The sequence below is a fragment of the Neorhizobium sp. S3-V5DH genome, assembly GCF_004343065.1.
Taxonomy (GTDB): domain Bacteria; phylum Pseudomonadota; class Alphaproteobacteria; order Rhizobiales; family Rhizobiaceae; genus Neorhizobium; species Neorhizobium huautlense.
Window position 1 is genome coordinate 157,242 of sequence record NZ_SMCL01000002.1, and the last position, 19,067, is coordinate 176,308.

General features: G+C 61.3%; 17 protein-coding genes and 1 pseudogene. 9 read left to right on the forward strand and 9 right to left on the reverse strand.

Going from position 1 to position 19,067, the window contains the following annotated elements; all coding sequences use genetic code 11:
* Nucleotides 1–54: 54 nt before the first annotated feature.
* Nucleotides 55–1,239, reverse strand: a complete 1,185-nt coding sequence (locus EDE09_RS04280) for a benzoate/H(+) symporter BenE family transporter (RefSeq protein WP_132409091.1) — start codon at nucleotides 1,237–1,239, stop codon at nucleotides 55–57.
* Between the two features lie 283 nt (nucleotides 1,240–1,522).
* Between EDE09_RS04280 and EDE09_RS04285 the strand changes: the two genes are divergently transcribed.
* The 4 genes and pseudogenes from EDE09_RS04285 to EDE09_RS04295 all read left to right on the forward strand — a co-directional run bounded on the left by EDE09_RS04285 (nucleotide 1,523) and on the right by EDE09_RS04295 (nucleotide 6,425).
* The gene (locus tag EDE09_RS04285; RefSeq protein ID WP_132409093.1) at nucleotides 1,523–2,470 is read left to right on the forward strand and encodes a diguanylate cyclase; all 948 of its coding nucleotides are present in this window, start codon (nucleotides 1,523–1,525) and stop codon (nucleotides 2,468–2,470) included.
* An 82-nt stretch (nucleotides 2,471–2,552) separates the two neighbouring features.
* On the forward strand, nucleotides 2,553–5,249 hold the full coding sequence (locus tag EDE09_RS04290) for an EAL domain-containing protein (RefSeq protein ID WP_132409095.1): 2,697 nt from the start codon (nucleotides 2,553–2,555) through the stop codon (nucleotides 5,247–5,249).
* A 130-nt stretch (nucleotides 5,250–5,379) separates the two neighbouring features.
* A pseudogene (locus EDE09_RS28575) lies at nucleotides 5,380–5,541 on the forward strand (MerR family transcriptional regulator); the annotation flags it as partial.
* 80 nt (nucleotides 5,542–5,621) lie between these two features.
* The gene (locus EDE09_RS04295) at nucleotides 5,622–6,425 is read left to right on the forward strand and encodes an ATP-binding protein (RefSeq protein WP_245505076.1); all 804 of its coding nucleotides are present in this window, start codon (nucleotides 5,622–5,624) and stop codon (nucleotides 6,423–6,425) included.
* Here EDE09_RS04295 and EDE09_RS04300 read toward each other — a convergent pair.
* Complete coding sequence (locus EDE09_RS04300; protein WP_132409097.1) at nucleotides 6,382–7,038, reverse strand: TetR/AcrR family transcriptional regulator; 657 nt, start codon at nucleotides 7,036–7,038, stop codon at nucleotides 6,382–6,384. The genes EDE09_RS04295 and EDE09_RS04300 overlap by 44 nt on opposite strands.
* A gap of 138 nt (nucleotides 7,039–7,176) precedes the next feature.
* On the opposite strand from EDE09_RS04300, the gene EDE09_RS04305 reads away from it, so the two are divergent.
* The gene (locus EDE09_RS04305) at nucleotides 7,177–7,776 is read left to right on the forward strand and encodes a hypothetical protein (protein WP_112800897.1); all 600 of its coding nucleotides are present in this window, start codon (nucleotides 7,177–7,179) and stop codon (nucleotides 7,774–7,776) included.
* A gap of 80 nt (nucleotides 7,777–7,856) precedes the next feature.
* Here EDE09_RS04305 and EDE09_RS04310 read toward each other — a convergent pair whose 3' ends face one another.
* Entirely contained in the window at nucleotides 7,857–8,444 is a 588-nt protein-coding gene (locus tag EDE09_RS04310) for an ATP-dependent Clp protease proteolytic subunit (RefSeq protein ID WP_105370325.1), read from the reverse strand.
* A gap of 210 nt (nucleotides 8,445–8,654) precedes the next feature.
* Here EDE09_RS04310 and EDE09_RS04315 point away from each other — a divergent pair, with 210 nt between their 5' ends.
* Nucleotides 8,655–9,227 (forward strand): HupE/UreJ family protein, encoded by a 573-nt coding sequence (locus EDE09_RS04315; protein ID WP_132409099.1) that lies wholly within the window; start codon nucleotides 8,655–8,657, stop codon nucleotides 9,225–9,227.
* A 91-nt stretch (nucleotides 9,228–9,318) separates the two neighbouring features.
* The gene (locus tag EDE09_RS04320; RefSeq protein WP_112800894.1) at nucleotides 9,319–10,131 is read left to right on the forward strand and encodes a DUF2076 domain-containing protein; all 813 of its coding nucleotides are present in this window, start codon (nucleotides 9,319–9,321) and stop codon (nucleotides 10,129–10,131) included.
* A gap of 88 nt (nucleotides 10,132–10,219) precedes the next feature.
* Here the strand turns inward: EDE09_RS04320 and queF are convergent, their stop codons facing one another.
* The 4 genes from queF to EDE09_RS04340 form a co-directional block, all read right to left on the reverse strand.
* Nucleotides 10,220–10,684, reverse strand: coding sequence for a preQ(1) synthase (gene queF / locus EDE09_RS04325; protein WP_105370328.1), 465 nt, complete (start codon nucleotides 10,682–10,684; stop codon nucleotides 10,220–10,222).
* Nucleotides 10,681–11,601, reverse strand: coding sequence for a cation diffusion facilitator family transporter (locus EDE09_RS04330; protein WP_132409101.1), 921 nt, complete (start codon nucleotides 11,599–11,601; stop codon nucleotides 10,681–10,683). Before EDE09_RS04330 ends, queF begins: the two co-directional genes overlap by 4 nt.
* Nucleotides 11,602–11,839: 238 nt before the next feature.
* The gene (locus EDE09_RS04335; protein ID WP_105370330.1) at nucleotides 11,840–12,349 is read right to left on the reverse strand and encodes a GNAT family N-acetyltransferase; all 510 of its coding nucleotides are present in this window, start codon (nucleotides 12,347–12,349) and stop codon (nucleotides 11,840–11,842) included.
* Nucleotides 12,342–14,531, reverse strand: coding sequence for an anthranilate synthase (locus tag EDE09_RS04340; RefSeq protein ID WP_132409103.1), 2,190 nt, complete (start codon nucleotides 14,529–14,531; stop codon nucleotides 12,342–12,344). The genes EDE09_RS04335 and EDE09_RS04340 overlap by 8 nt, the downstream gene beginning before the upstream one ends.
* Nucleotides 14,532–14,808: 277 nt before the next feature.
* Between EDE09_RS04340 and EDE09_RS04345 the strand changes: the two genes are divergently transcribed.
* Nucleotides 14,809–15,990, forward strand: a complete 1,182-nt coding sequence (locus tag EDE09_RS04345) for an extensin family protein (protein ID WP_165924110.1) — start codon at nucleotides 14,809–14,811, stop codon at nucleotides 15,988–15,990.
* 56 nt (nucleotides 15,991–16,046) lie between these two features.
* Here the strand turns inward: EDE09_RS04345 and EDE09_RS04350 are convergent, their stop codons facing one another.
* Complete coding sequence (locus tag EDE09_RS04350; RefSeq protein WP_132409107.1) at nucleotides 16,047–16,610, reverse strand: DUF308 domain-containing protein; 564 nt, start codon at nucleotides 16,608–16,610, stop codon at nucleotides 16,047–16,049.
* A 132-nt stretch (nucleotides 16,611–16,742) separates the two neighbouring features.
* On the opposite strand from EDE09_RS04350, the gene EDE09_RS04355 reads away from it, so the two are divergent.
* Complete coding sequence (locus EDE09_RS04355) at nucleotides 16,743–17,315, forward strand: TetR/AcrR family transcriptional regulator (RefSeq protein ID WP_132409109.1); 573 nt, start codon at nucleotides 16,743–16,745, stop codon at nucleotides 17,313–17,315.
* Between the two features lie 42 nt (nucleotides 17,316–17,357).
* Here the strand turns inward: EDE09_RS04355 and EDE09_RS04360 are convergent, their stop codons facing one another.
* Nucleotides 17,358–19,037: a formate--tetrahydrofolate ligase gene (locus EDE09_RS04360; RefSeq protein ID WP_132409111.1), complete on the reverse strand. Its 1,680-nt coding sequence runs from the start codon at nucleotides 19,035–19,037 to the stop codon at nucleotides 17,358–17,360.
* Between the last annotated feature and the right edge of the window lie 30 nt (nucleotides 19,038–19,067).

The window sequence follows — 19,067 nt, forward strand, 5'->3', positions numbered from 1 at the left end:
TCATGGTCATGCCCGGATGTATAACCGCAGCCGAAAAGCGAGGCAAGTCCCTGCTCATCTTTTCGATGTATGCAGGAAATGCCGCAAACCCAACATCACGCCGCCTGCAACCAGGCCCCAGAAAGCCCCGGATATACCGGCAAACGATGTGCCGGAAGCGGTGACGAGAAAGGTGATTGCCGCAGCCTCGCGCGTGTCGGGCTCCTTGTAGGCGGCGAAAGCGGCGCTCGAAAAAGCCGCGACCAGCCCCAACCCCGCCACGGCCTGCAGCAGGATCGGCGGCGCCAGCGATACGAAAGCTATGATTCCTCCGGCAACCAAACCCAGGCCGATATAGCCGAAACCGCCCACGATCGCTGCCCAATAGCGCTTGTTCGGATCGGGATGGGCATCCTCGCTGGCGCACATGGCCGCCGTGATCGCGGCCATGTTGACCGGCACGCCGCCGACCAATCCACCGAGGATCGAAAATATGCCAGTCCCGGCAAAGAGCACGCCCGGCGGCGGCTCGTAATGGTGCACCTTGAGGATCGCGATGCCCGGAATATTCTGGGACGCCATGGTGACGATAAAGAGCGGTATCCCCACGGATACGATGCCGTTCCAGGTAAAGACGGGATTGATGAAGGTCAGATCCGGATGGATGGCGGCGCCGATCTGGGTAAAGACGTCCGGCGGCAATTCGACCCCGAAGATCAATACCAGTACGAGCGCGCCAAGCGCGGCCGGCACGGCCCAGAGCCGCCAGCGGGAAACCACCACCATCCAGGTCAGGACGATCGGCAGGCCGAGCGCCGGATTGAATGCGACGGCTTTTACCGGCGCCAGGCACAAGCTCAGCAGAATGCCGGCAAGCATCGCATTGGCGAGCGGCGCCGGGATCATCCGGATCGCACGGCCGAGCGGACGGAACAGGCCCGAAAGGATGATCAGCGCGCCACACACCACAAACGCTCCGACGACGGCGGGAAAGCCGCCCTCGATCGCGCTGATGCCGGACAGGAGCGCGGCGCCAGGAGTCGACCAGGCGATACTGATCGGCATGCGGAACCAGGAGGAGAAGACGACCGCCAGCACGCCCATCGCCACCGATTGCGCAAGCAGCGCCGAGGCGATCTCCGGTGCGCTGGCGCCCATGGCCTGCAGCCCCTGCATGATGACGGCGAACGAACTGATGAAGCCGACAAATGCAGTCAGCAGGCCCATCATCAGGGCGGAGATGGAAAAATCCTTGAGCATGCGGGCGGGACTCGTGAGCTCGAAAGCCGGCATGGAGCATCACTGCCACCGCCGAAGCAAGGTCTGTTGGCGGCAAAAAGGTACGGCGGTGAACAAACCTCGGGAAGGCCGTTCACGCACCCGGAGCGCCCTGCGGCCGCGATCCAGGCCGTCCAGTCGTTTGTGCGAATATTCGCATGCGTTGATACTTTCGAAGGAACTTGGCTGTAGCCTTGTCGAGGTATGTCCTCCTACCGCGCTCCATTGGAGAAACGGGCCAACGAGAGAAGCTTAGAGACCATCCATGACGGCATTGCCAGGTCGCCTTGCAGAGATTGACGTCGGAACTCACTCTCTCTTTTCGCGCGAACAGCTCTACTTCATCCTCTCGGCCATGCCGGACCCCTGTTTCATTCTGACGCGCAGCGGTCGTTATGCCGCTTTGTTCGGCGGCAAGGATACCCGTCATTACCATGACGGCAGCGGGCTCGTCGGCAAGAATGTTTATGACGTCCTGAGCTTCGAAAAGGCCAGTCGGTTTGTCCGCGAGATCGACAAGGCGCTGTCTTCGCGCTCCCTGCACATCGTCGAATACAGCCTTTCCGCCCGCGATGTCTTGGGAATGGACTCCGCTGGACCGGACCATCCGATCTGGTTCGAAGGACGCGTCCAGGCTCTGGACTTCCAGGTGGACGACGAGGACGCGGTCGTATGGGTGGCAAGCAACATCACCGAAAAGAACGCGATCGAGAACCAGCTGCGTCATCAAAGCGAAACCGATGCGCTGACCGGGCTTTTCAATCGCAGAAAACTGCTGGACGTCCTTCAGCTGAAATTCGAACTCTTCCGCGATGAGCACATCCCCACCTCGATACTGATGTTCGACATCGACAATTTCAAAACGGTCAACGATCAGCTGGGCCATGCGGTGGGCGATATGGTTCTGCAGGTGACTGCCAATGTCTGTCGCCAGGAATTGCGAAAGACGGATTTCGTGGCGCGTCTCGGCGGGGATGAATTCGTGATCGTGATGCCTGCTACCCGCAAGCAGCATGGCATTATCATCGCCAATAAGCTGCGGCAGCAGGTTGCGTCGAATCTTCAACGTGCAGTCGGACACAACGTGACGATCAGCGGCGGCTTGAGCGATTTTTCCGCGCTTGATGCATCTTCCGACGAGGCTCTCAAGCGGGCTGACGACGGCCTTTATCGATCCAAGCGCACCGGCAGGAACCGGATCAACTCCACCTGACGTCGGACGCCGGTGCTCGACCCGATCCCCATGGCAATCAAGAGTTTATGAGCAACAGTCTTTACCCTCTTCGGAAATCCGCATGATCCCACTGTCGCTCGCCTCGAAATCGAAATGGCTAAGGCCGCATTTCTACGGGCTTGGCTATTTCCTTCCCGCCCTGGTGGCTGCCGCAGCCGTGGTGATCGGGGTGGTTCGGGCAGATATCGAGAAGCATGAACAATTTCGCGTAGCGCAACAGGTCAAGGCGGCAGAGCAGCTCGCGCGGGTCGCATCGAGCCTGGAAACCAATGTCCGCGGCAACGTCAACCTGATCTATGGATTGATCGCAGCCGTCGCTGCAAACCCGAACATGACCCAGCCGCAGTTTTCGGCCTTGTCCGAGCGCATCTTCGGGGTTCCCTCCCAGCTTCGAAACATCGCGGCGGCGCCCGATCTCGTCGTCAAATTCGTCTATCCGGAACACGCGAACAAAAAAGCGATCGGCCTCGATTACCGAACCAATGAGCAGCAGAGGGGATCGGTGATGAGGGCCATCGAAAGACGGGCCCTGGTCATCACCGGCCCGGTGAACCTCGTTCAGGGCGGACAGGGACTGATCGCCCGATACCCCGTCTTTTCGCTTTCTAATGGCCGCTTCTGGGGCGTCATTTCGGCGGTTATCGACCTCCAAAGGCTTTATACCGACAGCAACGTCAACACGCCTCGCCAGAGCCTCGACATAGCGATCGCAAAGCGTCCCGTGCCGGGCAACGAAGATGTTTTCCTTGGCAATCGCGAAGTATTTTCGCAAGAACCGGTCAAGGCGCGGTTCGAGCTCGGACACGATACCTGGTATCTTGCCGCTGTACCGAAAGAAGGGTGGCAAGGTTCGCCGCCGGATATCGTCAGTTTTCGCATCACGGCCTTTCTGGTCGCGCTTTGCATCGCCGGGCCGCTGATCTGGGCGGGCCTGCTGATGAAACAGCGCCATCGCAACACGCTCACTCTGCAACAGCGCGAGGAGCAGCTCGAAACCCTGTCGCAGCGGCTGGAATTGGCCCTCGAAGCATCCGGCGTCGGTGTTTGGGAATACGAGCCATCGTCCAAAGCGCTCATTTGGGATCGGCGCATGCGCGAGCTTTATGACGTGCCGCAGGACAAAGAGACTTGCGAACATCGGGACTGGCGGGAGGCGATCCATCCCGATGATGTCCAGGCCGTAAACGAACAGCTCGCCAAGTCGATCCACGAGGATACAAGCCACGGCCTGGAATTCCGCGTGGTGTCGCGTGACGGAAAGATCCGTCATATCCGCGCTCACGGTGCCACATATGTTGCAGCAAGCGGGATCAAGCGGGTCGTTGGCGCCAACTGGGACGTCACCACGGACGTGACAATGAACGCCGAACTGCGGGAAGCAAAGGCTCGGGCGGAGCGGCAGAACGCCGAATTGCGGTCTGCGAGGCGGACGCTCGAGCACCAGTCTCTGCACGATGCGCTGACCGGCCTGCCCAACCGCCGGTTCCTCGACCAGTTCATGGCCGCCGAGGAAACTGCGAGCCAGGATGATCACAAGCTCGCCTTCATCCATATAGACCTCGATCGCTTCAAGGAGGTCAACGATACCTTCGGCCATGCGGCAGGCGATGCCGTTCTCAAGGAGGCCACGGCCCGCCTCCTCGATCTTATCGGGCACGACGAATTCGCCTCCCGCATCGGCGGCGACGAATTCGTTGTCGTTACCGGCGGAGCCGAGCCGCTCGCAAGGGCCCGCCATCTTGCACAATCGATCGTGACGGCGCTCTCAAGGCCGATGGATATCGGCGAGCACCAGTGCCGGATCGGCTGCAGCGCGGGTATCGCGTGCCAGACGAGGGCTGGTGAAGAGCTTGGCCAGTTGTTGATCAACGCCGATATCGCGCTCTATGAGGCCAAGAAGCTCGGCCGCAACCGGGTCGAACTGTTCTCCGAAAAGCTGCGCGCCGCCGCCGTGCTGACAAAGCGGCTGTCCGACGAGTTCCTGAGCGCGCTGGAGCAGGACCAGATCATTCCCTACTTCCAGCCCCAGTTCGACGCACATTCGCTGGCAATCGTCGGCGTCGAGGCGCTCGCCCGCTGGCAGCATCCGACCCGGGGCCTGCTGACGCCCGATAAATTCCTCCACATCGCCGAAAATCTGCACAAGGCGGCCGACATGGACGCGACCATTCTCGATCGGGCGCTCTTCCAGACGACCTGGTGGCGAACCCTCGGGATCGACGTTCCGCATCTGTCGGTCAATATCTCCGCCCAGAGACTGAAGGACGAGCGGCTCTTCAAGCGGGTGACGGAACTGTCATTCACCCCCGGAACGCTCTCCTTCGAGCTTCTGGAATCGATTTCGTTCGAGGATCAGGACAAGGAACTGAAGGCCGCCATCCTCAATTTGAAAGCTCTCGGAATAGACATCGAAATCGACGATTTCGGAACCGGCCATGCTTCTATCGTCAGCCTGCTCGAACTCGGCCCGAAGAGGTTGAAGATCGACCGCAAGCTCATCGCCCCGCTGGAATCCGGCTCCCAGCGGCAGCTCGTCGCATCGATTATCGAGATCGGCCGCTCTCAAGGCATCGAGATCGTCGCAGAAGGGGTCGAGACCCCGGCTCATATCGAAATACTGCGCAGCCTCGGTTGTCAGATCCTCCAGGGATACGCATTCGCAAAACCGATGTCGTCGGCGGACTTTATCGCCTTCGCGCAAAACTGGCAGAGCGACCGGCCCGCATCGTTCCCTCCCGCCCTGGTTCGGTCGGCTTAAACCCGGTGCCGGCCGCGGGATGTACTGGATGCGGATAAAACCGTCGTCCTCGCCTGCCGATACCTATTGACCTGGCCCCTGGGTCCGCTCCGATAAAAGCTGCGGCCAACAACCGGCGAGGTGATTCTTGATGACGTCCGCACACTATCTGAGCCCCTCCGAAGCCTCCGAACGGCTTGGGATATCCCAGAAGGCGCTCCGTCTTTATGAACAGCGTGGGCTTGTCACGCCCGTCCGCACCGCCGCCGGATGGCGCACCTATGGCCCTGTCCAGATGACCCGCATCGCCGAGATCGCAGCCCTGAGGGCGCTGGGCCTCAGTCTTGCGCAGATAGCCCGGGTCCTGAAGGGCAACCGCAGGATCTTGAGCCTGTGCTTGCCGCGCATCATGCGAGGCTTAAGCTCGAGGCGCGCCGCGTCACGGAGACAATCGAGCGGGTCCGGACCCTGCGCGCGGAGCTGGCGGATGGTCGTCCGCCGGGAACCGAGAGCCTGATACGGCTGGCGCAGCCGGCCGGTGATCCCGTCGTGAGCTTCGACCTTCCCTGGCCTTGGGGTGGTGAACGGTTCGAACTGCGCGACATCAGGCGTCTCAACTACATCATCGGACCGCTCGGCAGCGGCAAGACGCGGCTCGCCAGGGAGATTGCGAAACGCCTGCCCGGCGCGCTTTTTCTCGATCTAGACCGGGCCGGTGACGATGCTTCGGAACTAAACCGCCAGCTTTCCGCCGATGAGGAATTGAGAGCTCGCGTCGATCTGGTGCTCGCCTGGCTCGCCGAGGATGGGGCTACGCCCTCCCCCGACCTCACCGTTCTTCTCGCCGCATTGGAAGCAGAGGGCCCACGCGTCCTGGTCATAGACATGATCGAACAGGGCCTCGACCGGGCCACGCAGGAAGCGTTGATTGCCTACCTGCGCTATCGAACACCTGCCCAAAGGCCACTCTTCATGCTGACCCGCTCCTCCGCGATCCTCGACCTCGCGCTCGTTGGACCGGACGAGGCGATTCTGCTCTGCCCAGCCAACCACAGCCCGCCGAGGAGAGTCGCTCCCTATCCGGGCGCTCCAGGTTACGAAGCGGTCGCCACCTGTCTTGCCCCTCCCGAGGTGCGCGCCCGTACCGAAGGCCTCATCGCCTGGCGCCCGGCGGCGATGCACGAAGCCCCTCAATGAACAGATCGAGCGCCCGGCGCATCGCATCCTCCGGTGGCCGGGAAACCTTCCATTCCGGGAAATGCCCGTCGATATACATCCGCGCCAATCCGTAGACGAGGGCGCGGGCCGAAAGCATGACGTCCTCGACGTCGAGCGACGCTTTCATCCGCCCCTCGTCCTTGGCCCGCCGAATGATGTCCGCAAGCTGTAGCCGCAATGCCTCGTTCACTGCCACCAGAGTTTCCGAGCCGTGGAAGTCGATCAGCGTACGCGAACTGACGATCTGGAAATGTGTCGGGTTCAGCCGGGCCCAATCGATGTAACCCATGCCCATCGCCCGAAGCTGTTCCATGGGATCGTCCTGCGCAAGCACCGACAGCGCCTGCCCGACCGAACCGGCCAGGCGTTGGATCGCCTGCTCGGCCACCGCCGTCAGCAAGGCGGCTTTGCTGCTGAAGTGACGAAAAGGAGCGCCCGGCGAAACGCCGGCATTTTTCGCGACCTCACGCACCGAGAGATTGTCGACGCCCTTTTCCTCCACGATCGCGATAGCCGCCGCCACCAACGCTTCGACCAGATTTCCGTGGTGATAGGTCCCTCGGGGGACCTTGGCGTCTTTGGTGTTCGGCATGTTTCTCTTCAAACTGTATCGTGATCACGCAACCTTAGCACGGCATCACTTTTTTGTAATCACTGATTATATCCCTTGCTCACTGGCTCAAGGCATGTAATCACTGCTTACATGTTTAAACCTTGGGAGGCTGCCGACATGGCATTGAATGGCTGGCGACTGGTCGCATCCGTCGCATGTGTATTATTCCTTCTGCTGGCTGTTGCCGCCGGATCGACGACCGCCACCACCGAGGGCGCGCGGATGGTCATCCGGTGGACCGCACGCCTCTCCCTCATCCTCTTCCTCATGGCCTTCACGGCCTCGGCATGGGTGAAGCTGGTGCCGGGGGCATACACCATCTGGCAGCGCCGCAATCGGCGTTACCTCGGACTTTCCTTCGCCCTCTCGCATTTCGTGCATCTCGGGGCGATCCTGCTCCTGGCATCGGTCGATCCGGACCTGTTCTGGAAATTGACCAACCCCGTCACGATCCTGACCGGAAGCCTCGCCTATCTCTTCATCGCCGCCATGGCCGCAAGTTCGTTCGATCGGATTGTTGCGGCGATGGGCGACAGGCTCTGGCACGGCGTGCACGGTTTCGGCGCCTGGTATATCTGGATTTCCTTCGTCTTCACCTTCGGAAAACGGGCCGTCATGGACACCGCTTATCTTCCCGCCATGGTGCTCATCGCCGCGGCACTGTCTGTCAGACTGCTCGCCTATTTCAAGGCGCGCCGGATCGGCGTTGCGGGCTAGCACCGGCACTCGCGGCAAAGCCGGATAAGAAAAAGCCCCGCCGGCTTCTGCTGGCGGGGCTTTGCTTTGGGTTCGACCGCTCAGATTTCGCTCTGAGAGGTGACGATTTTGGAAACCAGGCCATAAGCGACGGCCTCTTCGGCACCGAGCCAGTAGTCGCGATCGATATCCTTGGCGATCTTCTCTTCCGGCTGACCGGTAGCCTTGGAGAAGATCTTGATCAGCCGCTCGTTCATCTTGATGATTTCGCGAGCCTGGATTTCGATGTCGGAAGCCATGCCGCGCGTCCCGCCGGACGGTTGGTGCAACAGGAAACGGGTGTTCGGCAGAGCGATGCGGCGCTCCTTGGGAGCGGCGACATAGATCAGGGCGCCAGCTGAGGCCACCCAGCCTGTGCCGATCATCCAGACCTTCGGCTTGATGAACTTGATCATGTCGTGGACCGAGTCGCCGGACTCGACGTGCCCGCCGGGCGAATTCACGTAGATCCGAATGTCCTCGTCGCTGGCCGCGGAGAGCGCCACGAGCTGGGTGCAGACCTTCTGCGCCAATTCCTGTGTGATCGGCCCGTAGATGAAGATCGAACGCGACTTGAAAAGATTCGCCTCCGTTTCCTTGCCGAGCGGCAGTTCCTTCGTCTTGTCTTCGTTGTCGTCTTCGTCGTTCATTACGGTCTCCTGGATGGATTCTGATACGGGACATAATGCGTTCGCGGCCGTAAAACAATGGAGACGAAGTCTAAGAAGCAACCTTCCACGGACTAAGGTGAATGACGTAGGCTGCATTCCGCCCGATCCGCGATTGACAATGGACAGTGCGCCGCCGCTTGCCTATCCTTCGATCTCATTTCACACGATCACGATTTCGAGGGGACCCGAATGCTGAAACGCCTTTTACTCGCCACCGCTATTCTTGCGGCTTTTTCCGCCCCGGCCTTCGCCCATCTTGACCCGACGGAGCACGGTTCGTTTTTGGCCGGCGTGTCGCACCCGTTTTTTGGTCTCGATCACATCCTCGCCATGGTGGCTGTTGGCCTCTGGGCCGCACAGATCGGCGGCAAGGCTCTTTGGACGGTGCCCGCAGCATTCGTCGGCACCATGGCGCTGGGCTTTGGCGCATCCCTGACCGGGCTTGCCCTGCCCTTCGTCGAGCCGGCGATCCTCGCCTCGGTGATCGGCCTCGGCCTTCTGGTATCGATGGCCGTGAAAGTCCCCGCATCGGTGTCTGCGGCCGTCGTTGCCGTCTTCGCGCTCTTCCACGGTTTTGCCCATGGCGGCGAGCTTGGCTCGGCTGGAGCGTTGCAGTTCGGCTCTGGATTTGCTGTTGCAACCGCAGCGCTTCACGCCGCCGGTATCGAGCTCGGCCACGGCATTTCCCGCTTCGCCCCGGCATTGACGCGCGTCGCCGGCGCCGCGACCGCGCTTGTCGGCCTGTCGCTGGCCTTTGGCTAAAGTTACAGAGAATTAAGAAAGCGTCGGCTTTAAACGCCCCAAACCGAACCTAACTCCTTGTGAGAACTATTTGCTCGCAAGGAGTAAGATCATGTCCCCGGAAGAACGCCAGATCCTGACCTCCCTGTTCGACCGCGTTCGAACCGCGTCCTCCACCCCGAGGGATCGCGAGGCCGAGATCTTCATCGAACAGGCGAGCCGCGAACAGCCCTATGCCACTTACTATCTGGCCCAGGCGGTGGTGGTTCAGGAAAAGGGTCTGGAAGCGGCGGCCAATCGGATCAGGGAACTTGAAGAACGGGTCCGCCAGCTGGAGGCGGGCGAAAGCGAACACCATCGCGCCGAGCAGGGCGGCGGCTTCCTCAGCTCCATTTTCGGATCGAGCCAGCCGCAGCAACCCGCTCCGGCTTCCTCATCCGGCCCATGGAACGCGGCCCCTCGCCAGACCTACCGCACAAACCGCGAGGGTGACGATGGCTATCGGGCCGCATCATCCCAGTCTGCTTTCCCCGGTCCATGGGCGCAGCAAGCCTCTGCGCCATCGGCCGGCGGCAGCTTTCTGCGGGGAGCTCTCGGCACGGCTGCGGGTGTGGCGGGCGGCATGCTGCTTGCCAATTCATTGTCCGGAATCTTCGGCCATCATATGTCGTCGCTCGGATGGGGCTCGCCCTCGGAAGGCACCAATCCCTTCGGCAATGCTCCGACGGAGGAAACCACCGTCAACAACTACTTCGGCGACGACGCGATCCGCGAGGCTTCGGACAACCGTGGTGCGGCCGGAGCGGCCGACAATTCGAACGATGCGCTTCAGCAGGCTGATTACGGCAACGACGACTTTGCCGATGACCAGCCGGACTTCGACAACAGCGACTTCGGCACCGACGACAGCTCGATGGACGTGTGAGCGAGGCGAATTTCCGGCGCCAAATCCCGGCGCGCTCGTCGCTGCAATCGATCCACTGGATCGATTGCCGGCTTCGCCGGCTCGTTCCTCACCCGCGCCCGCGATAGGTCGGGACGCCCTGTTCCGGCAGCCAGACACCGGCCGGCGCCTCGCCGGTCTGCCAAAAGACGTCGATCGGAATGCCGCCGCGGGGGTACCAATAAGCCCCTATCCGCAGCCATTTCGGCTGCAGGAGGTCGACGATCCGCCGGGCAATATAGATCGAGCAATCCTCGTGGAAAGCGCCATGGTTGCGGAAGGAATGCAGGAACAATTTGAGCGACTTCGACTCGACCAGAAAGCCGTCCGGAATATAGTCGATGACGATATGGGCGAAATCCGGCTGCCCGGTCATCGGGCAGAGCGACGTGAATTCCGGCGCCGTGAACCGCACCACGTAGTCCGTGCCTTGGTTGCCGTTCGGCACTTTTTCCAGGACCGCAGCCTCCGGGCTTTGAGGGGTGCTGACATTGGCTCCGAGCTGGGAAAGCCCGCTTACATCCGTCATCGTCATTTCACTGTTCCTTCAATTTCTACTTTCTGTCCATGGGGGCGCTCGTCTTCGGGCTCCACATGGATCGCCAATGTGGCGCCCGGAATAATCGCTTTGATCGCATCTTCCAAGCGGTCGCAGATGTGATGAGCCTCACCGACACTCATTCCGGCCGTCACGACCAGGTGGAAATCGATGAAAGCGGCCGCCCCTGCGCGCCGGGATTTCAGGTCGTGCACGCCGAGCGCGCCTTCCGAATGCGTGGTGATCGCCTCGCGCACCGCCGCCTCTTCGTCCGGCTCAAGCGCCCGGTCCATCAGACCGCCGAGCGAATTGGAAATCACCTTGTAGCCCTGCCAGAGGATGTTGACGGCGACGACGATGGCGAGCAGCGGATCCAGGATCGCGTAACCCGTCCAGACGGCGAGGATAAGGCCGATGAAGACGCCGGCCGAGGTCACCACATCCGACATGATGTGATGGCCGTCCGCGGCCAATGCCGGTGAGCGATGCGACTTGCCGGTCCGTATCAGAATGGTCGCCCAGCCGGCATTGATGACGCCGGCTAGTCCGTTGATCGCCAGGCCGAGCACCGGGGCATCCGGCAGTCTCGGTTCAAAAAGCGCTCCCCATGCCTCCTGGATGATCAAAAGCGCCGCAACGACGATCAGCACGCCCTCGACGACAGCCGAGAGATACTCCGCCTTGTAGTGTCCGAACTGATGGTCCTGGTCCGCCGGCCGTCGAGCGTAGCGAATGACGAAATAGGCGATGAAGGCTGCAACGACATTCACGGTCGATTCCAGCCCGTCCGACAGCAGCGCCACCGATCCGGTCACCCACCAGGCGAGCATTTTCAGCCCCATGACACCGAAGGAGATCGGAATGCCCCAGAAGGCAAGCCGCTCCACCACCGGATCAACCTTGACCGCCACCATCGTCGTTTCCTCATGCGCATGCGAATGATTTGCAGGAGCCGAGCCCCAAAACGCCGAAACCGCCGGCGCGACATTATCGCTCGGCGGTTTCGATTGGCGGGGTGTATGACTCAGGTGGAGGGCTTTGTCAAAGGAGACATCGCAGCAGCCGGACGGAATGTACTCTCATGGCAGCGTCACGCGGAGTATCACTCGATGATACCTAATTCATACCCGCACCTCGGTCAGCGCCTGACCCTTATCCGAAAATCACTGCCATCTGGATCGCGTCGATAAACCGCCCATCGATCTTCACCGCATCGCGGGCCACGCCCTCCCGCACGAAACCCACTTTTTCGTAAAGTGCGATGGCGCGCGGATTGTCCGCATGCACGTGCAGTTCGACACGATGGAGGCCGCTCCCCCGCGCAAGATCCAGCGCCGCCGTGATCAGCCGCCTGCCGAGCCCCTTGTCGCGATAGCCGGGGATGATGCCCATGCCGAGCGCTCCGCAATGGGCATGCGTCTCCCGGGCATTGCGGCGAATGTCGCACCAGCCGACCACTTTGCCGTCCACCATGGCGACGACTTGCGGATGACCGCCTTTAATCATGTCCTGCACGAAGGCACGCGTCGCTTCAAGCGGCGGCGCCTCCAGGAAGGTCAGGTACTTGCGCTCGCGGGATACGGTATCGAGAGCCTCGTGAAAGCTCTCGATATGGTCCTCACGGATGCGTTCAATCGCGATGGTTTCCGTCACCTCACGCAGCCTTGGTCTCGCGCTTGCGCGAAAGATGCGCCACCACGTTCTCGATCATCCGCATGCCGGCATCGCCGCCGAGTGTCATGATCGATTCCGGATGGAACTGCACGGCGGCGATCGGCTCCTTCACATGCTCGATGCCCATGATCGTGCCGTCTTCGCTTTCGGCGGTGATCATAAAATTCGGATCGAGCGTCTTCGGATCGGCGAAGATCGAGTGGTAGCGGCCGACCGTCACCTCGCGCGCCAGGCCGGAAAAGACGATGCCGGGCTCCAGCACGCGGATGCGCGACGGCTTGCCGTGCATCGGAAGCGCCAGATGCCTGAGTTCGCCGCCATAGGCTTCGGCAAGCGCCTGCAGGCCGAGGCAGACGCCGAAGATTGGCAGGTTCTTCGCCCGCGCCGTCTTGATCGTCGCCTTGCAGTCGAAGTCCTTCGGGTTGCCAGGCCCGGGCGAGAGCACCACGAGATCCGGATCGAAGCGGTCGAACACTTCTTCCGGTACCGGGGTGCGCACGGTCGAGACTTCCGCTCCCGTCTGGCGGAAATAGTTGGCGAGCGTGTGGACGAAGCTGTCCTCGTGGTCGACCAGCAGGATTTTCACACCCTGCCCCACCCGCGCCACGTCGCGGCCGACCTTGGCCGTATTGCCGGCGCGCGCATCGCGGATCGCGGCGAGCATGGCCGATGCTTTCAATTCCGTCTCGGCCTCTTCCTCATGGGGATCGCTGTCATTCAAAAGAGTGGCTCCCGCTCTTACTTCTGCAATGCCGTCCTTCACGCGGATCGTCCTGAGCGTCAGGCCGGTATTCATGTCGCCATTAAATCCGACCATGCCGATCGCGCCACCATACCAGGCGCGCGGGCTCTTCTCATGGTTCTCGATAAACCGCATCGCCCAGAGTTTCGGTGCCCCGGTGACCGTCACCGCCCAGGCGTGGCTGAGGAAGCCGTCGAATGCGTCCATGTCCGGCCGAAGACGGCCTTCGATATGGTCGACTGTGTGGATCAGCCGCGAATACATCTCGATCTGCCGGCGGCCGATCACCTTCACCGACCCCGGCTCGCAAACGCGCGACTTGTCGTTGCGGTCGACATCCGAGCACATGGTGAGCTCAGATTCGTCCTTCTTGGAATTCAGGAGCTTCAGGATCTGCTCGCTGTCGGCGATCGGATCTTCGCCGCGTTTGATCGTGCCCGAGATCGGGCAGGTTTCGATACGCCGGCCGGACACGCGGACGAACATTTCCGGCGAGGCGCCGATCAGATATTCCTGATGGCCGAGATTGATGAAGAAGGAATAAGGCGACGGGTTGATCGCCTTCAGCCGATTGGAAATCTCCGACGGCTTCGAGTCGCAGCGCTCCATGAATTTCTGACCCGGCACGACCTCGAAAAGGTCGCCGCGGCGGAAGCTCTCCTTCGCCTTGGTTACCAGTTCGGCATATTCGCCCGGCTTGTGATCGCCCTTCGGCGGCATTGCCGTCGTTCGCTGGAAGGGTTCAGGCGCAATCTCCCCCGACTTGCCCTCGGTGGTCACACTGTCCTTGGAAAAGTCATAGCGATCGATCCAGGCCTTGGCCGAATAGTGATCCACGACAAGGATCTCGTCGGGGAGGAAGAGCACCATGTCGCGCTGGTCTTCGGGCCGCTGCATGGAAAGCTTGATGGCGTCGAACTGGAAGGCGAGATCGTAACCGAAAGCGCCGAACAGGCCGATCGCCGCATCCGCTTCGGAATAGAAGAGATCGACAACAGCACGAAGCACGGTAAACACCGTCGGCATCTTCGAGCGCTCTTCCTCCGTGAAGATACGGTTCGGCTCGTTGACGGTGAGGTCCAGCCGGCGGGCGGTCTGTTGCCCGAGCGTCAGGTCGGAAACCGTCTTCAGTTTCTCCGCGACAAAACCAAGAAGCACCTCGCCACGACCGTTATAGGCCTCGATCCACACCTTGCGGCCATGGGAGGAGATGCCGAGCGGCGGATCGACGATCGCCGTATCCCAACGAGTATAACGGCCGGGATATTCATAGTTGGAGGAGAAGACCGCGCCGCGCCGCTCGTCGAGCTTGTCGACATAGCTCGAGATCGCATTGGCATATTCTGCCGCCCGCCGCTGCCGGCTGACCGCGATCCCCCCCTTGGTCTCGTAGACCTCCGAACCGTCATCCCGAATGATCGTCACCATTTTCCTGCCTCTCCGATCGTATTGCCCGACCCCTCAAGCGGCCAATAAAAAAGCCGCCTCGGTACTCGGGCGGCTTTGCGTCTTGTCGATGGACATGACTGGTCAAGGCCGCGCGAAGCGTGCCCACCACCAGTTGCCGATGTTCATCAAAATCGTCATGGACGGAATTGTTACCGTGGGTCGCGGTTGTGCGCAAGCGAATTTCTTGCGCCAGCAATGCGACCAAAACCGGAGGATCGACGTTTATCATCCCCCGGGGATTCAAGAGGGACAAGGCATGAAGTATTCGTGGATCGCAGTTCTGGCAGGCCTGCCCCTGATCATAGGCGCCGGATTGCCGCTCGATCGACCAATACCGCGGTCGCAGCCTGCCGATGTGCAGGAAGTGAGCTTCCTCGATCGCCTCTTGCAGGACGGCAGGCCCAAACGTGCATCCTCGAATCAACGCCGGGGGTCTTCGTCGCGCGGACGCAACACGATCCCGAACCCCCCGGCACTGGCCAGCGTCCCCGTGCCGATTCCGAAGCCCGCCCCAGACGCAACAACGCAAGCCGGGAGCCCGCCCGACGGACCTCAACAGGCCGACGGCGCCCCCAGCAAACCGCCCGCTTCGGAAACACCGCCACCCGCGGCGCAGAACCAGACAAGCCAAGGCCCAGACAGCCCGCCGGCCACCACGCCCGTGGCGGAACCGCCTCTCGTCGAGCAGCCCGGCACCGCCACCAAACCTCCATACGAAGCCGAAGTCCCAAAGCCCCTCGCAAAACCTGACGACATCGCGCCTGCGACGCCGGACGAGAAAAACGCGGAAAAACCGGACGAGGCCAATCCTGATGGCAAGGAAGAGGAGGAGGACAAGGCCGAGACGCCGCCACCTCCCCCGCCCCCGCCGCTCATCAAGGAAAATCCGGAGGAGCTGAAAGTCTGCCTTGCCGAACTCTCCGCGCTTGGCACGAAATTCGAACCCGCCACCCCTATCGACGACGGCAAGGGTTGCGGCATCGAACAACCGATCAAGGTCGCGGAAGTCTTGCCGGGCGTCGAGCTCGGCGGTTCGGTCATGCGCTGCAAGACAGCGGTCACCATGGCGCACTGGCTAAAGGATACCGTCCAGCCGGCTATGAACATCGCCATGCCGGGACGAAAGATCACCGGCATCGTGCCCGGCTCCACCTATGCCTGCCGGTTGAGAAACGGCGCCTCGACCGGTAAGATATCCGAACACGCCCGCGGCAACGGTATCGACGTCGCCGCCTTCAGGCTCGACAACGGCGAGATGATGGAAATGAAGCCGCGCGAAGAGGATTCGACGCTCGAAGGCGCCTTCCAGCGCACCGCCACCGCCGGCGCCTGCCTACATTTCACCACCGTCCTGTCGCCAGGCAGTGACGCCGCCCACCAAAACCACCTGCATCTCGACGTGATGGAGCGGGAGAACGGGTATCGGTATTGTCGGTAGCCGTCTGCAGCCTGTCGCGCCACAGCTTTTTATCAGCCATCCGGGGCAGATAGCACCTAACCTTTCGCGTTTGCCTGTCGATAGACTGTGACCATTAGCCAGATTGCCGAAAGCAGGAAATAGAACGCGCCGAAGCCCGCATATGGAACGATGTCGAAGATCGTCGGCTGAGCGGCACCGAGGGCCTGCGTAATCATGAAGCCGCCGGCCAAGGTCGACTGCGCGCCGCTCAGGATCATCACCCACTGCGCGCCATAGGACCGCCACCGCCGCACCCCGGTAAAGAGTTGCAACAGACCCGACAGAATTGCCCAGACACCGAAGACTGCCAGGACCGCGTGCGTATTATTCATCGCCGCCAGAATCACGGCCACGGTCGTGATCGTGCTGACGGCGACGTTCAGCGCCTGGGGGAAGTTCGTTTTCAGACCGCCGTTCGATCGGGCATCGACCAGGTTGGCGACGGCGTCCCACGCCGGATAGATCACGAACAATGCTGAGACCAGGGCTGAATGACCGCCCGATAGAATGGCTGCAGCAATCCAGGCGACGGAAAAGAGCGCCCGTGTGAAATAGTAGGACCGCAACCACCGCGGCTGGGGCGACGTTTGATTTTGCATGACAGTCTCCTTATTCATCTACCTACTAGTAGGAAGGTAAATTTAGGAAGTCAACCCATTCGGGGGAATGTTTGAAATCGAGCGCAAAGAGAGCCGACTTGACAGCCTCCCTACCAGGAGGTAGGCCATTGCATGGAACTAACGACCTCGGAAAAGATACTCGAAAAGGCCCAGGCGCTGGTTGTGGCGGGCGGCTATAACGGCTTCAGCTATGCGGACATCTCGGATGCGATCGGCATCCGGAAGGCAAGCATACACCACCACTTTCCCACCAAGGCCGAACTGGTCGCCGTCATGGTCGATCGTTACACGCAACAGGCACAGAGCGGCTTGAAGTCTCTCAGCCAGCAGATCCCCGACCCCGCAGAACAGCTGCAAGCTTATCTGGGCTACTGGCAAAAGTGTGTCCTCGATGCCTCGCAATCCTTCTGCGTCTGCGCGATGCTCGCCGGAGAGATGCAGATGCTGCCCGAGGCCGTCGCATCCCGTGTCCGCGCCCATTTCCGCAACCTGGCGGGGTGGCTGGCATCCGTCTTAAAAGCCGGCGCGGATCAGGGCCTGTTTCGATTGGACAATACGCCGGAAGAAGAAGCGCAGATTCTGATGGCCTCGGTTCATGGAGCGATGCTCTCTGCGCGAGCTCTCGGTGACCCCAACCTTTTCCTTGCCATCGTCAGCCCGCAGATTGTCAGGCTGCAGACATAGGATTGTGGAGCCCCACTGGAATGCCGGGCTGCGTCACAAACCTCAGAACAACCCCTCCACATATCCCGCCTCATTGAGGAAGATCCGCTCTGCCGAAGGGATCTTCGGGAGCCCCGGCATCGTCATGATCTCACCTGTAATCGCCACCACGAAGCCGGCGCCGGCCGACAGGCGCACCTCGCGCACGTCCACCACATGTCCTTCCGGCGCCCCGCGCAGGTTGGGGTCGGTCGAGAAGGAATATTGCGTTTTCGCCATGCAGATCGGCAGGTAGCCATAACCCTGCCCCTCCCATGCCTTGAGCTGGTCGCGCACACCCTTGTCGGCGGTCACCTCCCCGGCGTGATAGATCTTCGACGCGATGATCTCTATCTTCTCCATCAGCGGCAGGTTGTCGGGATAAAGCGGCTGAAATTTCGCCTGGCCGCCTTCGGCAAGCTCCACCACCTTCTGAGCCAGCTCCTCGATACCGGCAGAGCCCTCCGCCCAATGCCGGCAGAGGATTGCGTCCGCCCCGTGCCGCGCCACATAGTCCTTCACCGCCGCCACCTCGGCATCCGTATCCGAGGTGAAGTGATTGATCGCAACCACGACCGGCACGCCGAACTTGCGCACATTGGCGATGTGACGCCCGAGATTGGAACAACCGCGCTTCAGCGCCTCGACGTCTTCACGCCCGAGGTCGTCCTTGCGCACGCCGCCGTTCATCTTGAGCGCCCGGACGGTGGCGACGATCACTGCGGCATCCGGCGTGAGCCCCGCCTTGCGGCATTTGATGTCGAAGAATTTTTCGGCGCCGAGATCTGCCCCGAAGCCAGCTTCGGTCACCACATAATCGCCGAGCTTCAGCGCCGTCCTTGTGGCAATCACCGAATTGCAGCCATGGGCGATATTGGCGAAAGGCCCGCCATGCACGAAGGCCGGATTGTTTTCGAGCGTCTGAACCAGGTTCGGCTGCATGGCGTCCTTCAGGAGCACCGTCATCGCCTTGTCCGCCTTGAGGTCGCGGGCAAAAACCGGCGACCGGTCGAAGCGATAACCGATCACGATGTTGCCGAGGCGCTTTTCGAGATCCTCGAGGTCGGCGGCAAGGCAAAGGATCGCCATCACCTCCGAGGCGACGGTAATGTCGAACCCGCTCTCGCGGGGAAAACCGTTGGCGACGCCGCCGAGCGAGGCGACCACCTGCCGCAAAGCCCGGTCGTTCATGTCCATTACCCGCCGCCAGGTGATCCGGCGCACGTCGATATTTTCCGCATTTCCCCAGTAGATATGATTGTCGATCATCGCCGAGAGGAGGTTATGGGCCGAGGTGATCGCATGAAAATCGCCCGTAAAATGGAGGTTGATGTCCTCCATCGGCACCACCTGCGCATAACCGCCACCGGCAGCCCCGCCCTTGGTGCCGAAACAGGGCCCGAGCGAAGGCTCGCGAACGCAGATCACGGCTTTTTTGCCGATCCGGTTGAGACCGTCCCCAAGACCGACCGTGGTGGTGGTCTTGCCTTCGCCCGCAGGCGTCGGATTGATCGCAGTCACGAGAATGAGCTTGCCATCCGGGCGCTTCGATAGGGACCTGATGAAGTCGGCACTCACCTTGGCCTTGTCGATGCCATAGGGCGCCAAGGCATCGGCCGGGATCGCCAGCCCCGCTCCGATCTCCGCAATAGGTTTCTTCCTCGCGGCACGCGCAATTTCTATGTCCGACTTGACGGCTGTCATACCACTCTCCCCGTTCCCCGCGGCTCGCAC